The organism is Pseudomonas sp. GL_090 (genome assembly GCF_057837765.1).
The window spans coordinates 1,469,781-1,485,844 of sequence record NZ_CM174452.1; the positions used below are offsets into that span (position 1 = coordinate 1,469,781).

Annotated in this window: 20 protein-coding genes and 1 tRNA gene; 8 read left to right on the forward strand and 13 right to left on the reverse strand. The window is 58.1% G+C overall.

The window, feature by feature from the left end; all coding sequences use genetic code 11:
• Window positions 1-24 precede the first annotated feature (24 nt).
• Entirely contained in the window at window positions 25-1,356 is a 1,332-nt protein-coding gene (locus tag AC3ITA_RS06500; RefSeq protein ID WP_150673096.1) for an MFS transporter, read from the forward strand.
• A gap of 131 nt (window positions 1,357-1,487) precedes the next feature.
• On the opposite strand, the gene AC3ITA_RS06505 is transcribed toward AC3ITA_RS06500, so the two are convergent.
• Window positions 1,488-1,973 carry a DMT family transporter gene (locus tag AC3ITA_RS06505; protein WP_095945136.1) on the reverse strand — a complete coding sequence of 162 codons (486 nt, stop codon included), beginning with the start codon at window positions 1,971-1,973 and terminating at the stop codon, window positions 1,488-1,490.
• Window positions 1,974-2,050: 77 nt separating this feature from the next.
• On the opposite strand from AC3ITA_RS06505, the gene AC3ITA_RS06510 reads away from it, so the two are divergent.
• The 5 genes from AC3ITA_RS06510 (at window position 2,051) to AC3ITA_RS06530 (ending at window position 5,964) form a co-directional block, all read left to right on the forward strand.
• Window positions 2,051-2,959: a LysR family transcriptional regulator gene (locus tag AC3ITA_RS06510; protein WP_150673095.1), complete on the forward strand. Its 909-nt coding sequence runs from the start codon at window positions 2,051-2,053 to the stop codon at window positions 2,957-2,959.
• 87 nt (window positions 2,960-3,046) lie between these two features.
• Window positions 3,047-3,685: a LysE family translocator gene (locus AC3ITA_RS06515; RefSeq protein WP_095945134.1), complete on the forward strand. Its 639-nt coding sequence runs from the start codon at window positions 3,047-3,049 to the stop codon at window positions 3,683-3,685.
• A gap of 79 nt (window positions 3,686-3,764) precedes the next feature.
• Window positions 3,765-5,111 carry a sensor domain-containing protein gene (locus AC3ITA_RS06520; protein WP_095945133.1) on the forward strand — a complete coding sequence of 449 codons (1,347 nt, stop codon included), beginning with the start codon at window positions 3,765-3,767 and terminating at the stop codon, window positions 5,109-5,111.
• A 118-nt stretch (window positions 5,112-5,229) separates the two neighbouring features.
• Entirely contained in the window at window positions 5,230-5,388 is a 159-nt protein-coding gene (locus tag AC3ITA_RS06525) for a KGG domain-containing protein (protein WP_095945132.1), read from the forward strand.
• Window positions 5,389-5,460: 72 nt separating this feature from the next.
• Window positions 5,461-5,964, forward strand: a complete 504-nt coding sequence (locus tag AC3ITA_RS06530; RefSeq protein ID WP_095945131.1) for a DUF4142 domain-containing protein — start codon at window positions 5,461-5,463, stop codon at window positions 5,962-5,964.
• A gap of 55 nt (window positions 5,965-6,019) precedes the next feature.
• Here the strand turns inward: AC3ITA_RS06530 and AC3ITA_RS06535 are convergent, their stop codons facing one another.
• Window positions 6,020-6,430, reverse strand: a complete 411-nt coding sequence (locus AC3ITA_RS06535) for a low affinity iron permease family protein (protein WP_095945130.1) — start codon at window positions 6,428-6,430, stop codon at window positions 6,020-6,022.
• A 212-nt stretch (window positions 6,431-6,642) separates the two neighbouring features.
• Here AC3ITA_RS06535 and AC3ITA_RS06540 point away from each other — a divergent pair, with 212 nt between their 5' ends.
• Together AC3ITA_RS06540 and tam are read left to right on the forward strand one after the other, a co-directional pair.
• A complete protein-coding gene (locus AC3ITA_RS06540) occupies window positions 6,643-7,728 on the forward strand; it encodes a type I restriction endonuclease (protein WP_489279788.1) in 1,086 nt (361 codons plus the stop codon).
• 258 nt (window positions 7,729-7,986) lie between these two features.
• Window positions 7,987-8,757 (forward strand): trans-aconitate 2-methyltransferase, encoded by a 771-nt coding sequence (tam, locus tag AC3ITA_RS06545; protein WP_489279790.1) that lies wholly within the window; start codon window positions 7,987-7,989, stop codon window positions 8,755-8,757.
• Between the two features lie 40 nt (window positions 8,758-8,797).
• Here tam and AC3ITA_RS06550 read toward each other — a convergent pair whose 3' ends face one another.
• The 11 genes from AC3ITA_RS06550 to AC3ITA_RS06600 form a co-directional block, all read right to left on the reverse strand.
• Window positions 8,798-9,526 carry a class I SAM-dependent methyltransferase gene (locus AC3ITA_RS06550; RefSeq protein WP_095945128.1) on the reverse strand — a complete coding sequence of 243 codons (729 nt, stop codon included), beginning with the start codon at window positions 9,524-9,526 and terminating at the stop codon, window positions 8,798-8,800.
• A gap of 80 nt (window positions 9,527-9,606) precedes the next feature.
• Entirely contained in the window at window positions 9,607-9,876 is a 270-nt protein-coding gene (locus AC3ITA_RS06555) for a short-chain dehydrogenase (RefSeq protein WP_095945127.1), read from the reverse strand.
• Between the two features lie 442 nt (window positions 9,877-10,318).
• Window positions 10,319-10,726, reverse strand: a complete 408-nt coding sequence (locus AC3ITA_RS06560; RefSeq protein WP_095945156.1) for a type II toxin-antitoxin system HicB family antitoxin — start codon at window positions 10,724-10,726, stop codon at window positions 10,319-10,321.
• 37 nt (window positions 10,727-10,763) lie between these two features.
• A complete protein-coding gene (locus AC3ITA_RS06565) occupies window positions 10,764-10,943 on the reverse strand; it encodes a type II toxin-antitoxin system HicA family toxin (RefSeq protein WP_077184214.1) in 180 nt (59 codons plus the stop codon).
• Window positions 10,944-11,244: 301 nt separating this feature from the next.
• Window positions 11,245-11,604 carry a helix-turn-helix domain-containing protein gene (locus AC3ITA_RS06570; RefSeq protein ID WP_489279792.1) on the reverse strand — a complete coding sequence of 120 codons (360 nt, stop codon included), beginning with the start codon at window positions 11,602-11,604 and terminating at the stop codon, window positions 11,245-11,247.
• A complete protein-coding gene (locus AC3ITA_RS06575) occupies window positions 11,604-11,906 on the reverse strand; it encodes a type II toxin-antitoxin system HigB family toxin (RefSeq protein ID WP_489279794.1) in 303 nt (100 codons plus the stop codon). Before AC3ITA_RS06575 ends, AC3ITA_RS06570 begins: the two co-directional genes overlap by 1 nt.
• A gap of 252 nt (window positions 11,907-12,158) precedes the next feature.
• Window positions 12,159-12,232: transfer RNA gene (locus tag AC3ITA_RS06580), tRNA-Gly, on the reverse strand.
• Window positions 12,233-12,412: 180 nt separating this feature from the next.
• Window positions 12,413-13,297 carry an alpha/beta fold hydrolase gene (locus tag AC3ITA_RS06585; protein WP_046041531.1) on the reverse strand — a complete coding sequence of 295 codons (885 nt, stop codon included), beginning with the start codon at window positions 13,295-13,297 and terminating at the stop codon, window positions 12,413-12,415.
• A gap of 313 nt (window positions 13,298-13,610) precedes the next feature.
• Window positions 13,611-14,303 (reverse strand): pseudouridine synthase, encoded by a 693-nt coding sequence (locus AC3ITA_RS06590; RefSeq protein WP_095945124.1) that lies wholly within the window; start codon window positions 14,301-14,303, stop codon window positions 13,611-13,613.
• Window positions 14,304-14,337: 34 nt separating this feature from the next.
• A complete protein-coding gene (locus tag AC3ITA_RS06595; protein ID WP_095945123.1) occupies window positions 14,338-14,556 on the reverse strand; it encodes a cysteine-rich CWC family protein in 219 nt (72 codons plus the stop codon).
• A complete protein-coding gene (locus AC3ITA_RS06600) occupies window positions 14,543-16,036 on the reverse strand; it encodes a sensor domain-containing diguanylate cyclase (RefSeq protein ID WP_414929208.1) in 1,494 nt (497 codons plus the stop codon). Before AC3ITA_RS06600 ends, AC3ITA_RS06595 begins: the two co-directional genes overlap by 14 nt.
• Window positions 16,037-16,064: the final 28 nt, after the last annotated feature.

Sequence of the window (16,064 nt, forward strand, 5' to 3'; positions counted from 1 at the left end):
GGGAAGTCCGCCTGGAGAACTGCAATGAGCCTTAATGCACTGGAGGCCGGCGCGAGCCCGGCCGTTAGCCACGACGAAGAAAAAGCCCTGGTCAGCAAAGTCGCCTGGCGCCTGATGCCGCTGATCATGGTCTGCTACCTGTTCGCCTTTTTCGACCGCATCAACATCAGCTTCGCCAAGTTTCAGCTGCAGGCCGACCTGAGTCTGAGCGACACCGCTTACGGCCTGGGTGCCGGGTTGTTCGTGGTCGGTTATGTGATTTTCGAAGTGCCCAGCAACATGATGCTGTACAAGGTCGGCGCCCGGCGCTGGATCGCCCGGATCATGATGTCCTGGGGCCTGGCCACGGCGGCCATGGTGTTCGTCAACAGCGAATGGCAGTTCTACGTGCTGCGCTTCGTGATCGGTGCGATGGAGGCGGGTTTTGCCCCGGGCGTGCTGTATTACCTGACGTTGTGGTTCCCGCAACACTATCGCGGGCGCATCACCTCGATGCTGTTCCTGGCGTCGGCGTTCGCCGGCCTGGTGGGCGCGCCGTTCTCGGGCCTCGTGCTGCAACACCTCGACGGCGTGCTGCAAATGCGTGGCTGGCACTGGCTGTTCCTGCTCGGTGGCGTGCCGTGTATCGGCCTTGGCTTGTTGGTGCTGACCCTGCTCAAGGACCGCATCGAAGACGCCCATTGGCTGACGCCCTCGGAGAAGACCCTGCTGGCCAGCCGCATCGCTCAACATGAACCGCACAAGAGCGGAGGTTCGCTGCTCGCCGCACTGCGGATTCCGGGCTTCCTGACCTTGGGCCTGATCTATTTCCTGATTCAGGTGGCGTCCTACGGCTTGAATTTCTGGGCACCGCAACTGATCCGTAGCGCAGGGACCGAGAGTCCGGTGATGATCGGCTTGCTGACAGCCATCCCTTATATCTGCGGTGCCATCAGCATGGTGGTGATCGGACGCCTGTCCGATGCTACTGGCGAGCGACGCAAGTTTGTCGCCGGTCTGGTGGCGGTTGGTGCGGTCGGGTTCTTCAGCGCGGGGATCTTCGCCAGTCACACGACCTTCCTGATTGTCGCGTTGGGCCTGCTCGGTGCCGGGATCATCGCCTCCATCCCGAGCTTCTGGACCCTGCCGCCAAAACTGCTGGCCGGTGCCGGCGCGGGCGCTGCCGGCGGGATCGCGGTGATCAACACCCTGGGCCAGTTCGGCGGCATCGTCAGCCCGGTGATGGTCGGCCGGATCAAGGACCTGACCGGCAGCACCACGCCGGCGCTGTATGTCATTGGTGTGTGTGCGCTGATCGCGGTGGCGCTGTTGCTATGGGGGTTGCCGCAGAAGTTGCGCACGCTGGATAAGTTCTAAACGGTTCGCAGGCTACGCCGGTCCCTGCACGGACCACGCATCCGTGCCGGGGCTGGCGAAGGCTGTGATCAAAGGTCTGAAGTCTGTGGTGACAACGCTGACGCCATCGCGAGCACCACAGCACTGTCGCCTTACCCCGTCACCAAAGTTTTGCTCGGTGTGGCACCGAATTGAATCAACACCACCCCTGCAATCAACAACACCGCCCCGAACACCTTGGGCAATGTCACCTGCCGCTCCGCCAACCCGAACCAGCCAAAGTGGTCAAGTAACAGTGAAGCCACCACTTGCCCCGCCAACGCCAATGCCATGAACCCCGAAGCCCCCAGCTTGGGCAGTAGCACCAGCGCCAGCGAAATAAAACACACCCCAAATGCGCCACCGGTCCACATCCACAGTGATGCCTTGCTGATAAACGCCAGCGAGGGCAGGGGTAAACGCAGCGCCAGCATGATCGGCAACAACACCAGAACGCTCACCACCAACGATGCCAGTGTTGCCCACAACGGATGGCCCAACCCGCGCCCGAGGTTGACGTTGATTGCGCTTTGAAACGGCACCACCGCCCCGGCGATCATCGCCAGCCCTATCAGACCGGCCCAATGCAACGTACTCATGATCGATCTCCAACAGGTTTTGCTGGACTCTAGGGTATTCGTCGCGCAGATTTAAATTCCGTTTTGTTATCCAGAACATGCAGCAGATGAATGATCTTCGACGTATCGACCTCAACTTGCTGGTGATCCTCGACGCTTTGCTCAGCGAGCAACACGTGACCCGGGCGGCCGAGCGTCTGCACTTGAGTCAGCCAGCGGTCAGTCATGCGCTGGCGCGATTGCGTGACCTGCTTGGCGATCCGCTGCTGGTGCGCGCTGGTGCCGGCCTTGTACCAACTCCGCGAGCGCTGGAGCTGGTGGCGCCGCTGGCCGAAGCCCTGGCCCAGGTGCAAGCGCTGCTGGCGCCGAACGCCTTCGATCCTGCGACCACCCAGCGGACCTTTCGCCTGGCGATGTCCGACTACGGCGCCGCCATTGTCCTGCCGGGACTGATCCGGACCTTGCGCCGCGAAGCGCCGGGCATCGACCTGCAAATCAGCCATGGCAGCCGCGAAAGCATGCTCGAAGGGGTGCTCAACGGTGACATTGATGTCGCCGCCGGTGTATTCCCGGAAATGCCCAATGAATTGCGCAGCACTCCGCTGTTCGAAGAGCACTATGCCTGCCTGGTGGACCGCGACAGCCTGCCCGCCGATGGTGTGCTCGACCTGCCCACCTACCTGGCACGACCTCACGTCCTGCTGGAGATGCGCGGCAGCGGCACCCCGGAGATCGAGCGTGCCTTGACCGCATTGCGCGAACGTCGTCGTGTGGCTGTCAGCCTGCCGCACTGGCGCGTCGCCCCGGAATTCATCAGTGGAACCGACCTGATCCTCACTGTCGCGTCGCGAGGCTTGCGCGATATCGATGAGCAATCACTGATTGTCGTCCCGCCGCCATTTCACATCCCGTCGTTCACCTTTGTGCTGGTCTGGCACAAGCGTCGGGGCGGAGATCAGGCGTTGAACTGGTTGAATGAACGGATCGTGCAGGGGACCCACCGCTGAAGAATTTCTGTCGCGATCAGGCAGTCGACAGCTGAAGACCTGATATAGACTGGCCACCATTCACCAGGCAGTTCAAAAGGACTCCCCATGACCCCATCCTTGCTAATGGCCGTGCTTGCCTCGGGTTTTATCTACGGCATCACCCCGGGACCGGGTGTGCTGGCGGTTTTCGGCATTGGCGCGGCCCATGGGCGACGGGCCGGGGCGGGGTTTCTGTGCGGGCATTTGCTCGGCGATGTGATGTGGTGCAGCACGGCGCTGATCGCGATTGTCGGTGCACGGGAGATCGGCAGTACCGCGTTCGACGTGCTCGGAGTGCTCAGCGGACTGTACCTGTTCTGGCTCGGCTGGCGTGCGGTGCGCGCCCGTCGCAGCAGCGCTGATGCGCCACAGGGCCCGGCGCGGCAGCCGTTCTGGCACGGCATTCTGTTTGGTCTGACCAACCCCAAGGCCTATCCGGTGGCGGTGGCGACGTTCACGGCACTGCTGTCGAGCCGCGCGGAACTGCTCAACTGGTCGATGCTGCCGGCGCTGATCGCCCTGAGTTTCGTCGGCGGTTTGCTCGCCTACGCTATTCTCATTGGCGTTGTCGGTGCGCGGCGGGTGCGCAGCCTGTACCAGCGTCATGAACTGGCAATCACCCGGTTGTGCGGGGTGATGTTCATCGGTTTCGCCATCAACGCGCTGGTACATGCGTTGCCGGGGCTGATGCCGAACAAGGCTTGAACGTGATCACAAGGACGCAAGGCTGGCAGGGCAGGGATGATTGATGAGCGCTGCATTATCGGGACACCCACGCTGAACCATGGAAAACCGGAATTCCGCGCCGCTGGCGAGCTATATCGATTTGTTGCTGGACGCCGTCTGTGCGGTGGATAAGCAGGGCCGCTTCGTCTTTGTCAGCGCGGCGTGCGATCGTATTTTCGGCTACAGCGCCGAAGAGATGATCGGCGAGGCGATGATCGACATGGTGCACCCGGGCGATCGCCAGCGCACCCTCGACGCCGCTCGGGAAATCATGGGTGGCGAGCCCAAGCTCAACTTCGAAAACCGCTACCTGCGCAAGGATGGCAGCGTGGTGCACATTCTCTGGTCGGCACGTTGGTCCGAGGACGATCAGTTGCGCATCGCGGTGGCTCGCGACATCACCGAACGCAAGCAGGCCGAATCCCGGCAGGCCGCGTTGTATGCGATTTCCGAGGCGGCCCATGCGGCAGAGGATCTGCTGGCGTTGTTCAAACGCATCCACATGATCATCGGCGAATGGCTGCCGGCACTGAATTTTTCCGTGGCGCTGTACGACGAGCGCTGCGCGCAGTTGAATTTCCCTTATCACGTCGATGACCATGAGCCACAGCCCGAGCAGCCCGGAACCATGACCGGGCGCCTGTGCGCCGAAGTGATCCGCACGGGGCAGCCGATCCTGTTGACTCCGGACCAGCACCCACCTCCCGTTGGCTTCGAAGTGCTGCCGACCGGGCAGAACGCACCCTGTTGGCTGGGTGTGCCGCTGAACTCGCAGAACGGCACCATCGGCGCGTTGATCGTCAAAAGCATTCCGGGCGGCGAGCGCTACACCGAGCAGGACAAAGAACTGCTGCAATACGTCTGCGCCCAGGTCGCGACCGCCATTGAGCGCAAGCAATTGCACGCCCGCCTGCAATACATGGCCCAGTACGACCAACTGACCCAGTTACCCAACCGCGAGCTGCTGCGCGACCGGCTCAAGGCGTCACTGCAAGTGGCCCGGGAGGACGACGGGCGCATGGCGCTGTTGTACGTCGACCTCGACCGCTTCAAGCAAGTCAACGATACCCATGGCCACGCGGTCGGCGACATGCTGCTGCAAGCGGTGGCCAACCGACTCAAGGGTTGCGTGCGGGAAACCGACACCGTGGCCCGCATCGGCGGCGATGAATTCGTGGTGTTGCTGCACAGCATTCATGCGGCGGACGATACCGACATCGTGGTCGAGAAAGTCCGTCAGGTCCTGGCCCAGCCTCTGCGGCTGGACGGGCACAGCCTGAACATCCATCCAAGTATCGGCGTCGCTCGATACCCCGATCACGGCACTGAAGAGAAGCAATTGTTTCGGCATGCCGACGAGGCGATGTACTGCGCCAAACGCGAACATCACCTGCGACTGGTCTGAAAAACCGCGCACCGTTCGTCGTGGCAGCCAAGTAATTTTCTAAACCTTTTGGGGCGCGCAAATTCAGATTCTATGCGGGCTACAGCTCGCCGCGACTACCACCAAGAGGAAGAGAATCATGCCTAATTCAAGAAACTCGAACTCGGGGAACTTCGCCAACGATCGAACGAAGGCTTCTGAAGCCGGTCGCAAGGGTGGGAAAACCACCACTACGACCGTCGAAAAAGACCCGGCGAAACCCGACATGGGCCGCAAGGGCGGTCAGAAATCCCGCTAAAGGATGCAGGTGGTTTTGATTGAGAGGCGGGGGCGAAAGCTCCCGTTTGAATTTAACGAGGAGGGCGCGACCATGAACCGGATGGCCACCCGATTATGTAAGACCAGTCTTGCCACGTTACTGGGCCTGTTTGCCAGCGGCGTCTTTGCCCAGTCGACTGCCGAATTCATCGACGAGGCCTCGGCAAAAGGTATTGCCGATATTGAAACGAGTCGCTTGGCGCATCAGAAAGCCGAATCCAAAGAGGTCAAGGACTACACCATTATCGTCATCAACGACCGCACCACGGCGAACCAGCACCTGGCGAAAATCGCCAGGCAACTGGATATACCGGTCGCCCCCCGCGAAGAAATTGTCGAAAAGGCCAAAGCCCTGATGCCACAAGTCATGGATGGGGCGACCTACGACGAGGCCTATACCGCCAGTCAGGTGAAGACCACCCAGGAAGCCATCGATCAGTTGCAGCAGGAGGCGCAGACCACCGACGTACCGCAAATCAAGGCATTCGCCGAAGAAACCCTGCCTAAATTGCAAAATCACCTGGAAATGGCCAAGGCGTTGCAGGCCAAAAGTTAAGCGAAAAGTTTGAGCACAAACGGCGCGGGGCTTCAGTCACGCGCCGTTTTTCTGATCAGCACTGATCCAGATGCGGCTTGGGATTATGCGTTGGGTTCAGGCCATCGAGGTCGAACACCTGGTTCTCGCCCATGGCGCGGTAATGCCTGCGCAGCGCCTCCAGCTGCTTGAGGTCCAACGCCTCAAGCCCGAGCATGGCCTTTTGCGCCTCCTTGGTCACCCGCAACAACTCGTCGACTTTCAAATGCAGGATGTCGGTGTCGCGGTTCTGCGTGTTCTGGATCAGGAACACCATCAGGAACGTGATGATGGTGGTCGAGGTATTGATGATCAGCTGCCACGTATCGTTGAAATGAAAAATCGGTCCACTCAACCCCCACAGGAAAATCAGGATCAACGCGCTCATGAACGTCTTGGGGCTACCGGCCCAGAGGGCGAGTTTCTGCGCGATTTTTGCGAATTTCATGACCGAGTTCCTTTTGAGGGGGCGCCTGATTTTTCAGACAGTGGCGGTGGGATGAAAATTCGGCTGGTGTGGCAATCCAATGAAGCATTGAAGTGGGCAAAATCTTAATTTTGGGTGGGAATCTTCCTTTGTATCGGTTTGTGTCTAATATCAATGGCAGTCAATTTGCCAGCATGTGTTCACACGGATCGAAACCGGAAAAGAGGCTACTCATGGAATTTTTCGAAAAATTAGCAAGTCTCGCTGCCAAAGTTCGTTTGCAGAGCGCTGCCATTCAAACGGAAGAAGCGACCAAGAATGCTTTTGTCATGCCATTTATCAGTACGGTACTGGGCTACGATGTTTTCGATCCGACGGAAGTGACACCTGAATTCGTTTGCGATATTGGAACGAAGAAAGGGGAGAAAATTGACTACGCAATCATGAAGGCTGGTGAGGTTCAGATCCTCATCGAGTGTAAAAAAATTGGTGAACCGCTGCACATCAATCATGCCTCCCAGCTGTTCCGCTATTTCCATGTCACAAGTGCCCGAATCTCCATTCTCACCAATGGCCAGGTCTATAAGTTTTTCACTGACCTGGACGCGCCAAACAAAATGGACGAGAAGCCATTCCTTGAACTTGACCTGCTGGATATCGACGAGTATTCCGTCCCTGAGTTGGTGAAACTCACCAAATCTGCATTCGATGTGGAGTCGATCATCAGCGCCGCAGGTGAGCTGAAGTACGTCAGCCAAATCAAGAAGGTGATTGCTTCTCAGGTCAGCAAGCCTGACGACGACTTCGTGAAAGTGTTTGCTTCTCGGGTTTACGACGGGGTGATTACTCAGAAAGTCCGCGAGCAGTTCCATGAGCTCACGAGAAAGGCTGTGGTGCAGTTTCTCAACGACCAGATCAATGACAGGCTGAAGTCGGCAATGAGTGGTGCGATCCAGCCTGCGCTGGCCTCTTTACCCGTTGCTACTGGTGACACTGAACAACCCGATGTTCGAGATGAGTCAGAGGACAAGGTTCTGACGACATTGGAAGAACTGGAGGGCTATCACATCGTCCGGGCTGTGGTTCGGTCGGTTGTTGATGCCAAACGGATTGTTCAGCGCGATACACAGAGTTACTTCGGCATCCTGCTCGACGACAACAACCGCAAACCGATCTGCCGACTGCACTTCAACCGATCACAGAAATATATCGGCATATTTGACGAAGAGAAGAATGAAACCCGGCATGCAATCAACTCCGTTGATGACATTTACGAGTACTCGGATCATTTGAAGAAGACTGTCGGGTACTACGATTAAGATTGCTGTCTAGCGACGAAAAAACTGGTTAATAGAGCCTAGGCCGATCAGTTAAGGTGAAAAACTGTGGGAGCGAGCTTGCTCGCGATAGCGCCATGTCAGTCGACGACGTTGACTGTGCAATCGCCATCGCGAGCAAGCTCGCTCCCACAGAAGTTTTCGCAACAAAGGTGGAATAGAGCAGAGCCTATTGGCCGATGTATCGTAGTGAACTGGTGGTCTGCCCAGATCACGACAACGTACCGACAGGAGAACACAATGAGTTGGTCCGCCAAACAGTACGTCGCTTTTGAAGATGAACGCACCCGTCCCGCGCGTGACCTGCTGGCGGCCATCCCCGACGGGGACGTGCGCTTGGCCATCGATATCGGTTGTGGGCCCGGCAACTCCACCGAGTTGCTGGTGGAGCGCTTTGCCAATGCCAAGGTGTGTGGGCTGGACAGTTCCAGCGACATGATCGAAGCCGCTCGCAAGCGCCTGCCGCAGGTGCAGTTCGACATCGCCGACATCGACACCTGGAATGACAGTGGCCCGTTCGATGTGATTTTCGCCAACGCGGTGTTGCAGTGGGTGCCTGATCACGCGACGTTGCTACCCTCGCTGGTTAGCAAACTGGCGCCGAGTGGCAGCCTGGCTATCCAGATGCCTGACAACCTGAATGAGCACTCGCACCGCTTGATGCGCGAAGTCGCCGCTGATGGCCCATGGGTCGGCAAACTGGCAGGCACCGCCGGGCTGCGGACCGAAATGGCCGATGCCAGCGCTTATTACTCGATACTCAAAGCCTGTTGCACCCGCGTCGATGTGTGGCGCACCACTTACCATCATCCGCTCGCGGGCGGTGCGTCTGGCGTGGTGGAGTGGTTCAAGGGTAGTGGCCTGCGGCCGTTTCTCGAACCGCTGGACGAGGCGGAACGGGCGCAGTATCTGAACCAATATCAGACTGCTATTGAGCGGGCGTATCCGGTCCTGGCCGATGGTTCGGTGCTGTTGCCGTTTCCGCGACTGTTTATCGTCGCGACCCGCTGACGGGAAAAAGGGACGGCGTGATCTGTCCCTTTTTGATCCATCAACGCTGAACGCCGACCAGCATCATCATTGGCCGCTCCCGCTCTTCGGCAAGGGCTGGTTGCGCCGCCACCTCGGCATCGCTCGGCCCCCATTCGTTGACGTGCCGGATGCTGAACCCTGCGCCAATCAGCGTGTTGAGCAACGTGCCAATGGTGCGATGCTGCTTGATCACACCGTCCGCGAGCCAGTTGGTCACACGCTCGCCTTCCAGCTGATAACCATTCACGGGCCAACTCTTGCGGCCCTCGGCATCGATGATCCAGCCAGGGTTACGCGGCGCCATGAAGATCGGGTGTTCGATGGAAAACACGAAATGCGAGCCGGGCTTGAGCGCTGCGTGGACACTGGCGAACAGCCCAGGCAAGTCCTTGATGTAATGCAGCGCCAGGGAACTGTAGGCCAGATCGAAACCGGCGGCGGGCAGATCGAGATGCTCCAGGTCGGCCCGCTCATAACGGATATTTGATGCGGATGTGGTCTTGCGCGCCTGCTCCAGCATCTTTTCCGAAACATCCAGACCGAGCACGCTGTCGGCACCTTGCTCACTGGCCCAGCGACAAAACCAGCCGTAGCCGCAACCGAGATCCACCACCTTCAGGCCCCGCATTGGCGGCAGCATGGTCTTCAATGCAGGCCATTCCGGTGCGGCATCGAGGCCGCTGATGGAACGGGGCATCTGGCTGTAGCCCTGGAAGAATTCAGGGTCGTCGTAGATGTTTTGAGTCATGTGAAAGTCCATGTCCCGGAAAGAAAAGGCCCGAACATAGTACCGGACCAAGCCAGCACTGGAAGATCGGGCATGGGGCATCAGGACGGCTCTGCATCCATGCGTCGAGCGATTACATCCAGCACATCGCAACCGTCGCGCAAAGGCACGCAGCAGAGCAATGCGAAGTCACTGAGTACAACCGAGTCAGAGGTCAGGTCGCCGCGCATTGCGAGGTTTTCAAGAAGCTGCGTCACGGCGCGAATTCTGTAGCTGGCGGTGCTGAGCAGGGAGTGCAGGGGTTGGGTGGTGTTGACGTAGAGGGAGGGGAGGTCGTCGGCGTTGCTGGTTAGAGCCATGTATTCGTTCATGAGTGATTCCTTGAATTGAGGTGAACTACCACTCAGAGTCGCCAAACAATGGGTGGCAGCTGTACGCAGGTTGGCGAACCGGGACAAGGCAAACCGGCAGACCCAAAGGTCTCCCACGCACAGCCACCATAAACAGGTAGCCAAGTGCGTTCAGAAACGCTCCGAGATAGCTCGGAGGTTTCTATGCTTTGCCATCGAGTCGCCAAACCCGATACGCCATTTTGGCGTGGTCGGACTATAGGTCTCATGACAAAGGCACAGCAATGCGCAAGTGTACGGACATTTCCCAGTGTCGTGTAGGACGTTGCTTTTTCTGGCGTTGATCTCCGTTGGGCCTTTAAAAGTGGGTCTTTGCACTGACTTCGACGGGCCCTTTATCAAATCCCGCCCACAAAAAAACCGGCCACTTGGGACCGGTTTATTCATGTCGAAAGCAAGGTTTTCAGCTCTGTTGCAAGACCTTGAGTGCCGCCGAGGCCAGAAAACCCGAACGGCTTTTCTCTTCCGGGTGATGCAGTACGTACTCATCAATCCGGTTGAGGAGGTAGCCAGGCAACGTGATGTTCAGCTTCTGGGCCTTGCCCAGATATTTGGTTACGTCGATGTCCACCAGCGCCCACGCACACCCCGCATACTTTGGGTTGGCAGCATGTAAGGTCACTTTATTGGCGGGGGGAATTGGCGAACCGTCTTCGGCCAGAATCTCGAAGTGGCCTTCAATGGCTTCCCGCGCCATGGCCATCGCGTCATCCAGGTCTTCCCCAGCGGAAAAGCAGCCCGGAATGTCGGGGACTTCCACACCCCAGGCGTGTTGGTCGTCGCCCATTGAAATTGCAATTGGGTACAGCATGTTCATTGTCCTCCACGGACCTAGCGCATCGGGCTCCTTAGAGCAGCGCCTGTTGCAAAATACTGATGGCCGTTTTCTTGAGCAGATCTTTCTTCGGGTGAGGGACTGTCACTAGCCCCGGTTTGGTCGGGTGCTTGAAGTGATGATGGCTGCCTCTGATTCGTACCAGATACCAGCCGTCCGCAACGAGTTGGCTTATCAAAAATCGGCTATTCACATCACCTCCCTGTGGTGTGCTTGTGGTTACTATACCTACTGCTATTTGTTAATCAACACTATAACCACCGGATCCTTCCTGGGGCCGGCGGGAACGCTATAGGAATCGAGTCTAGAAGGGTGTTCTGGCAAAGGCTTGGGGCAAACCTGAATTGATCTGTTTTGTGTATTGCGAGGTTTTGCCGTGAACACGGGATCCAAATTTCAGGCACAAAAAAACCGGTACCTGAACCGGTTTTTCTATCTCTGCATCTCCCTCCGCCATCCTGACGTGAGGTTGAAATTGGGGGAGGCCTACGTTATCAGGCAACACCCGCCAGCAAGCTTTCGTAAGGAATCCGCAACCCGTCGTGCAGGCGCTTGATCATCGACAGGCTCAATTTACTTTTACGGTTCAGCACCTCAGATACCCTTCCGCTCGTGCCAATGAAGGGTTCCAGATCGCGAGGGGTCAGGCCTTGCTGGTCCATGCGAAATTTAATTGCCTCAATCGGATCGGAGGGCTGCATCGGGTAATGCTCGTCTTCGTACTTTTCGATGAGCAGCGCCAGATTTTCCAGCTCATCGCCCTCAGGCGAACCCATTTCAGCTCCCCACAATTGCTCCACGCGTGCAAATGCAGCGGTCAGGTCTTCTTGGTTGCGAATAGGTTTAATGTCCATCACACGGTCTCCGCGTTGATCTGATCGTACTGGGCGTGGGTGCCAACGAATCGTATGAAACCGAGCTGGCGCTGATAGTCGATTGCCATGATTACCCGGTATTTATTGCCACCGATGTTGAATACAACCCTGCCACCCTTGAGGATGCTGGCCGTTCTCAGCTCCGCTTTAACCTCTTGCGGCGTGCCGTAAACGGCTTTCTCCATGTGCCGATACCATTCAACCAGTGGTGTTTCGGAGTCAGCATAAGCCGGGCTACTTTCCCAGGACTCCCGCAATGTCCCTTTTGCAATCACACGCACTGCACTTCCTCCCGTTTTGGGAGGTGGTAGTCTTCGTTTCGAAGAGATGCAATCTCTGATTCCGTGGAGGAAATCCTTTATCGGGATAAGTAAAACGTTAACAAAACCCGGTTCTTGCGCCAAAACGCTAATTTTCAGAGTTTGGAGACGCTAATCCAAATTCCGGACACAAAAAAACCGGCCACTTGGACCGGTTTTTTCTGTCTCTACATCCCCCGTCAAAACCACCCTGACGTGAGATCAAAATTCGATTGGAGCGGGTGAAGGGAATCGAACCCTCGTTATCAGCTTGGGAAGCTGGAGTAATGCCATTATACGACACCCGCTCAGAGCGGTGACTTTGTACCAGATACGGCCGCGGATTTGAAGTTTTTCTTTACGTGGAGCGGGTTTAACGCAGATGTGACAAAAAGCCCGGACCGCATGACGGTCGATCGCGGGCAAGCCTCGCGCCTGCAGAATACGTTTAACGCAGCAGGGCGGGGCTTGCTCGCGATGACGCTACTTCAGCTTGCCAATGCATGGTGTTCCTGGACGTTGTGGTAACGCGGTCGGCTTTCGAGTTGCGCTGGTTTAAGGAAGCCCATCAGTGCGTTGCGGCTGTCTCGGCAGGCGGCTTTGTGCTCCATGTCGAGAAAGTGGCCGGTGGCCTGAAGGGTGCTGAACGTGCTGTGTTGCACGTGGCCGGCGAACAACCGGGCGTCGTCGGCGGCGGTGTATTCGTCCCATTCGCCGTTGAGGAACAGCACCGGCACGTCGATTTTCTTCGCCGCGTGCAGGTAGCACTGACGGTCGCTGTGCAGCACGTCGCTGATGTGGAAGTGCATCTGCCCGTACTCATGTTCGGCCAGAGAGCTGACGTGGCGATAGTTGAAGCGCTTGAACAACGACGGCAGGTGTTTGCCGATGGTGTCGTTCACCAGGTGTCCGACCCGGTCGCGGTCCAGATTGCCGAGGTGTTCGACGCCGCGCTCGAGGTAGTCGAGCATATGCGCGTTGATCACCGGGGAAAACGAGCTGATCACGGCTTTTTCGATGCGCCGTGGCCGTTGCGACAACGCCATCATGGTCGCGGCACCGCCCCAGGAAAAGGACAGCACGTGTTCGGCGGCGAAGTGGTCGATCAGCTCAAGCAGGATCTGCCCTTCGATTTCCTTGGTGAGCATTTTTTCATGCAGGTTGTGGGCTTTTGACCGGCCCGCGTAGGGCTGGTCGTAGCAGACGACGTTGAACTGCGGATGGAGGTTTTTCACGGTTTGTGCAAACGACGCAGTCGTGGCCATCGAGCCGTTGACCAAGATAATGGTCTTCTCTGCGGCGTCTGCGCGATAGAACTCCGTGTAAACCCGATACTGACCCTGTATATCCAACACAGCGATTTCTGGCCTCATGTCATAAGACTCCTGGCAAGCGGGTATGCGCGCAAATGAGATTGCACGAGCTTTGTGACAGGTAGGCATACGCCTGGAATTTGAGAGGCCCATGTCGATCCATTGCAGTCCGGTCGACGGGTATTGTTATTGGCGGGCAGTCTGCCGGATGAGGCCGGAACCCTTGGGCTCCTACCGGCAAAAAGTTTCTTAGAGGTATGTGGTGACTCGTCGGTCACATTTCGGCCGACGTCCTGATTCAAGCAGGGGTCACATCAATGCGCAAGTGCCATTGGTAAATTGTTCGACAACTTTCTGCTGAGCGGTCGCTGGCTTAGATCGAGCCGATCTCTTCATCGCTCAGCGGGCGGTATTCGCCCGGTTTCAACGCGTCGTCGAGTACCAGCGGCCCCATGCATTCGCGGTGCAGGCGCATGACCTTGTTGTTGAAGTGGCCGAACATGCGCTTGACCTGGTGATAGCGGCCTTCGACGATACTCAGGCGCGCGCATTTTGGCCCGAGCAACTCTAGCCCGGCCGGTTGCGTGGTGAGGTCTTCGAAGGCGAAGTACAGCCCTTCGTTGAATTTGATCGCGTATTCGGGGCCGATGTCCTGTTCGGTTTCAACGTAATAGACCTTGGGCAGTTTGGTCTGCGGCTGGGTCAGGCGCCGCGACCAGCTGCCGTCGTTGGTGATCAACATCAAACCCGTGGTGTTGAAGTCCAGGCGCCCGGCGATGTGCAGTTCGTCCTTGTCCGGTTCATCGATCAGATCGAGCGCGGTCGGGTGCTGCGGATCCCGGGTGGCGCTGACGCATCCGGCGGGCTTGTGCAACATGAAGTGGCGCAGGGGTTTGCCGACTTGCAGCACGTCATTGTCGACCTCGACGCGGCTGAATTCGCGGACTTCGCTGTGGGGGTCACTGACGATTTTTCCGTCAACCCTGACGCGTTTTTCCACCAGCAACAGGCGTACCTGCTTACGGTTGAAGCACGGCAGGTTGCTGAGGAAACGGTCGACACGCATGACTTAAGGATCGGTGAAGAAAGGGGCGCGCATCTTACTTGATCGACTCGGACGCTGCTTGCAACTGCGCCTCGACCTCGGCGCAGCGCGGGCACAGGCACGAGGCGTCGCGCAGTTCCGCCGGCAGCGCCTGGAGCACGGCCGGGTCGATGCTGACGCCGTAGCACCAGCAGGCGCGGTCAGCGGTTCGCGGATCGGCCAGGGTGCAGTCGTTGGGGGCGCCGCAGGCGGGGCAGAGGTCAGGCTGGTTCATAGCTGGAGTGAGACATTTCCATGCAGGTTCGGTTGCGGCCACTTTGCTTGGCCCGATACATCGCATGATCCGCCCGTGACAGCAGGCTGTGCAAGGTGTCATCGGGCTGCAGGGTGGTGAGTCCGATGCTCACCGTCAGTTGCAAGGTCTTGTCGTTGTAGGCATAGCGCTGTTGTTCCACATGCTGACGAATTTTCTCGGCAATCATCAGACCGGTCTTACCGTCAGTGTCCTTGAGCAGCACGATGAACTCTTCACCGCCCCAGCGGCAGACGATGTCGGAGTGCCGCAGGCAACTTTCCAGGTCCCGGGCGAAACCGATCAGTACCTGGTCGCCGGCCAGGTGGCCGTAGGTGTCGTTCAGTGCCTTGAAGTGGTCGAGGTCCAACAGCAAAGCGGTCAGCGGCTTGGGCTCGCGCCGGGCTTCGTGCATGGCTTGCGCGGCCAGCAGGTCGAAGCCACGACGGTTGGGCAGTTCGGTCAGGCTGTCGAGGATGGCCTGGGCTTGGATCTTGTCCTGATAGCGCTTGATCACCCGGTTGAGCAGGGCCAGCACAATCAAGGTCACCAGCAGACAGATCAGCAGGTTGAGGTACAGCGAGTGGCGGATTTCACCAAGGGCGCTGTCTTCGCGTTTGTCGACGAACAGGTACCAGTTCAGCTCCGGGATAAACCGCACGTTGAGGAAATGCCCCTGGCCCTGCACGGAATATTCATAGCTGCCGCTGTGGGGTTTGGGCAGCCGGCTGACCAGGTCTTTCATGCTGTCGAGTTCGCTGAGTTTCTGCCCGATGTGCGCACCCTGCGGACCCCCTTCGGCGCCGGTGAGCACCAGGCGCCCGAAGTTGTCGACGAAATACACACTGCGTTGATAGCGCTGCTGGTACTTGTCGATCAGCTTGATCACGGCGTCGACGGTCAGACCAACCCCGGCCGCGCCGATGAATCGGCTGTTGTAGTCGTAGACCTTGTAGTTGATGAAGAAGGTCAGGTTGTCCTTGTTGGCGAGGTCCGGGTCGACGTTGATCTCGTACGGATCCTTCATGTCCCTCACGCGAAAGTACCAGGCGTCGCGGGGCTCGGTGGTCTTGACCTGTTTGAGCACGCCCTTGGCGTGGTAGTAGGTCAGGCTGGTGTTGGAGACGAAGAACGCGGTGTAGGCGCCGTAGTGGGTCATGACCTCGTTGAGGTAGCGGGTCATCTGGTCGGAATCCTTTTCACCATTGACCACCCAGTCGCGCATGAAGGTGTCGCGGGCCATCATCGAGGAAATCAGGATCGGCCTGACGAGGTCTTTCTGGATTTCCGAGTAGACCGTGTCCGATGTCAGCGGCAACTCGGTGTTGACGATGTTGTCGCGGATCGAAGCCCGGGAGGCGTAGTAACTGAGGAAGGAGGTGGCGAGGAAACCTGCGCCCAGCAACGCGACCAGCGTGAGCACCAACGAACGTTGAGAGTACAGCGGCGAGCGAAGCGGCATGGCAGTTCCATTGGCAGTCATCCGATGG

Coding starts and splice junctions, on each gene's coding strand:
- AC3ITA_RS06520 (WP_095945133.1), top strand. CDS start 3,765: ATGGAAAACCGGAATTCCGCGCCGCTGGCGAGCTATATCGATTTGTTG.
- AC3ITA_RS06535 (WP_095945130.1), bottom strand. CDS start 6,430: ATGAAATTCGCAAAAATCGCGCAGAAACTCGCCCTCTGGGCCGGTAGC.
- AC3ITA_RS06500 (WP_150673096.1), top strand. CDS start 25: ATGAGCCTTAATGCACTGGAGGCCGGCGCGAGCCCGGCCGTTAGCCAC.
- AC3ITA_RS06505 (WP_095945136.1), bottom strand. CDS start 1,973: ATGAGTACGTTGCATTGGGCCGGTCTGATAGGGCTGGCGATGATCGCC.
- AC3ITA_RS06530 (WP_095945131.1), top strand. CDS start 5,461: ATGAACCGGATGGCCACCCGATTATGTAAGACCAGTCTTGCCACGTTA.
- AC3ITA_RS06555 (WP_095945127.1), bottom strand. CDS start 9,876: ATGAACGAATACATGGCTCTAACCAGCAACGCCGACGACCTCCCCTCC.
- AC3ITA_RS06590 (WP_095945124.1), bottom strand. CDS start 14,303: ATGCGTGTCGACCGTTTCCTCAGCAACCTGCCGTGCTTCAACCGTAAG.
- AC3ITA_RS06570 (WP_489279792.1), bottom strand. CDS start 11,604: ATGGACATTAAACCTATTCGCAACCAAGAAGACCTGACCGCTGCATTT.
- AC3ITA_RS06600 (WP_414929208.1), bottom strand. CDS start 16,036: ATGCCGCTTCGCTCGCCGCTGTACTCTCAACGTTCGTTGGTGCTCACG.
- AC3ITA_RS06595 (WP_095945123.1), bottom strand. CDS start 14,556: ATGAACCAGCCTGACCTCTGCCCCGCCTGCGGCGCCCCCAACGACTGC.
- AC3ITA_RS06585 (WP_046041531.1), bottom strand. CDS start 13,297: ATGAGGCCAGAAATCGCTGTGTTGGATATACAGGGTCAGTATCGGGTT.
- AC3ITA_RS06525 (WP_095945132.1), top strand. CDS start 5,230: ATGCCTAATTCAAGAAACTCGAACTCGGGGAACTTCGCCAACGATCGA.
- AC3ITA_RS06560 (WP_095945156.1), bottom strand. CDS start 10,726: ATGCTGTACCCAATTGCAATTTCAATGGGCGACGACCAACACGCCTGG.
- AC3ITA_RS06510 (WP_150673095.1), top strand. CDS start 2,051: ATGCAGCAGATGAATGATCTTCGACGTATCGACCTCAACTTGCTGGTG.
- tam (WP_489279790.1), top strand. CDS start 7,987: ATGAGTTGGTCCGCCAAACAGTACGTCGCTTTTGAAGATGAACGCACC.
- AC3ITA_RS06540 (WP_489279788.1), top strand. CDS start 6,643: ATGGAATTTTTCGAAAAATTAGCAAGTCTCGCTGCCAAAGTTCGTTTG.
- AC3ITA_RS06550 (WP_095945128.1), bottom strand. CDS start 9,526: ATGACTCAAAACATCTACGACGACCCTGAATTCTTCCAGGGCTACAGC.
- AC3ITA_RS06515 (WP_095945134.1), top strand. CDS start 3,047: ATGACCCCATCCTTGCTAATGGCCGTGCTTGCCTCGGGTTTTATCTAC.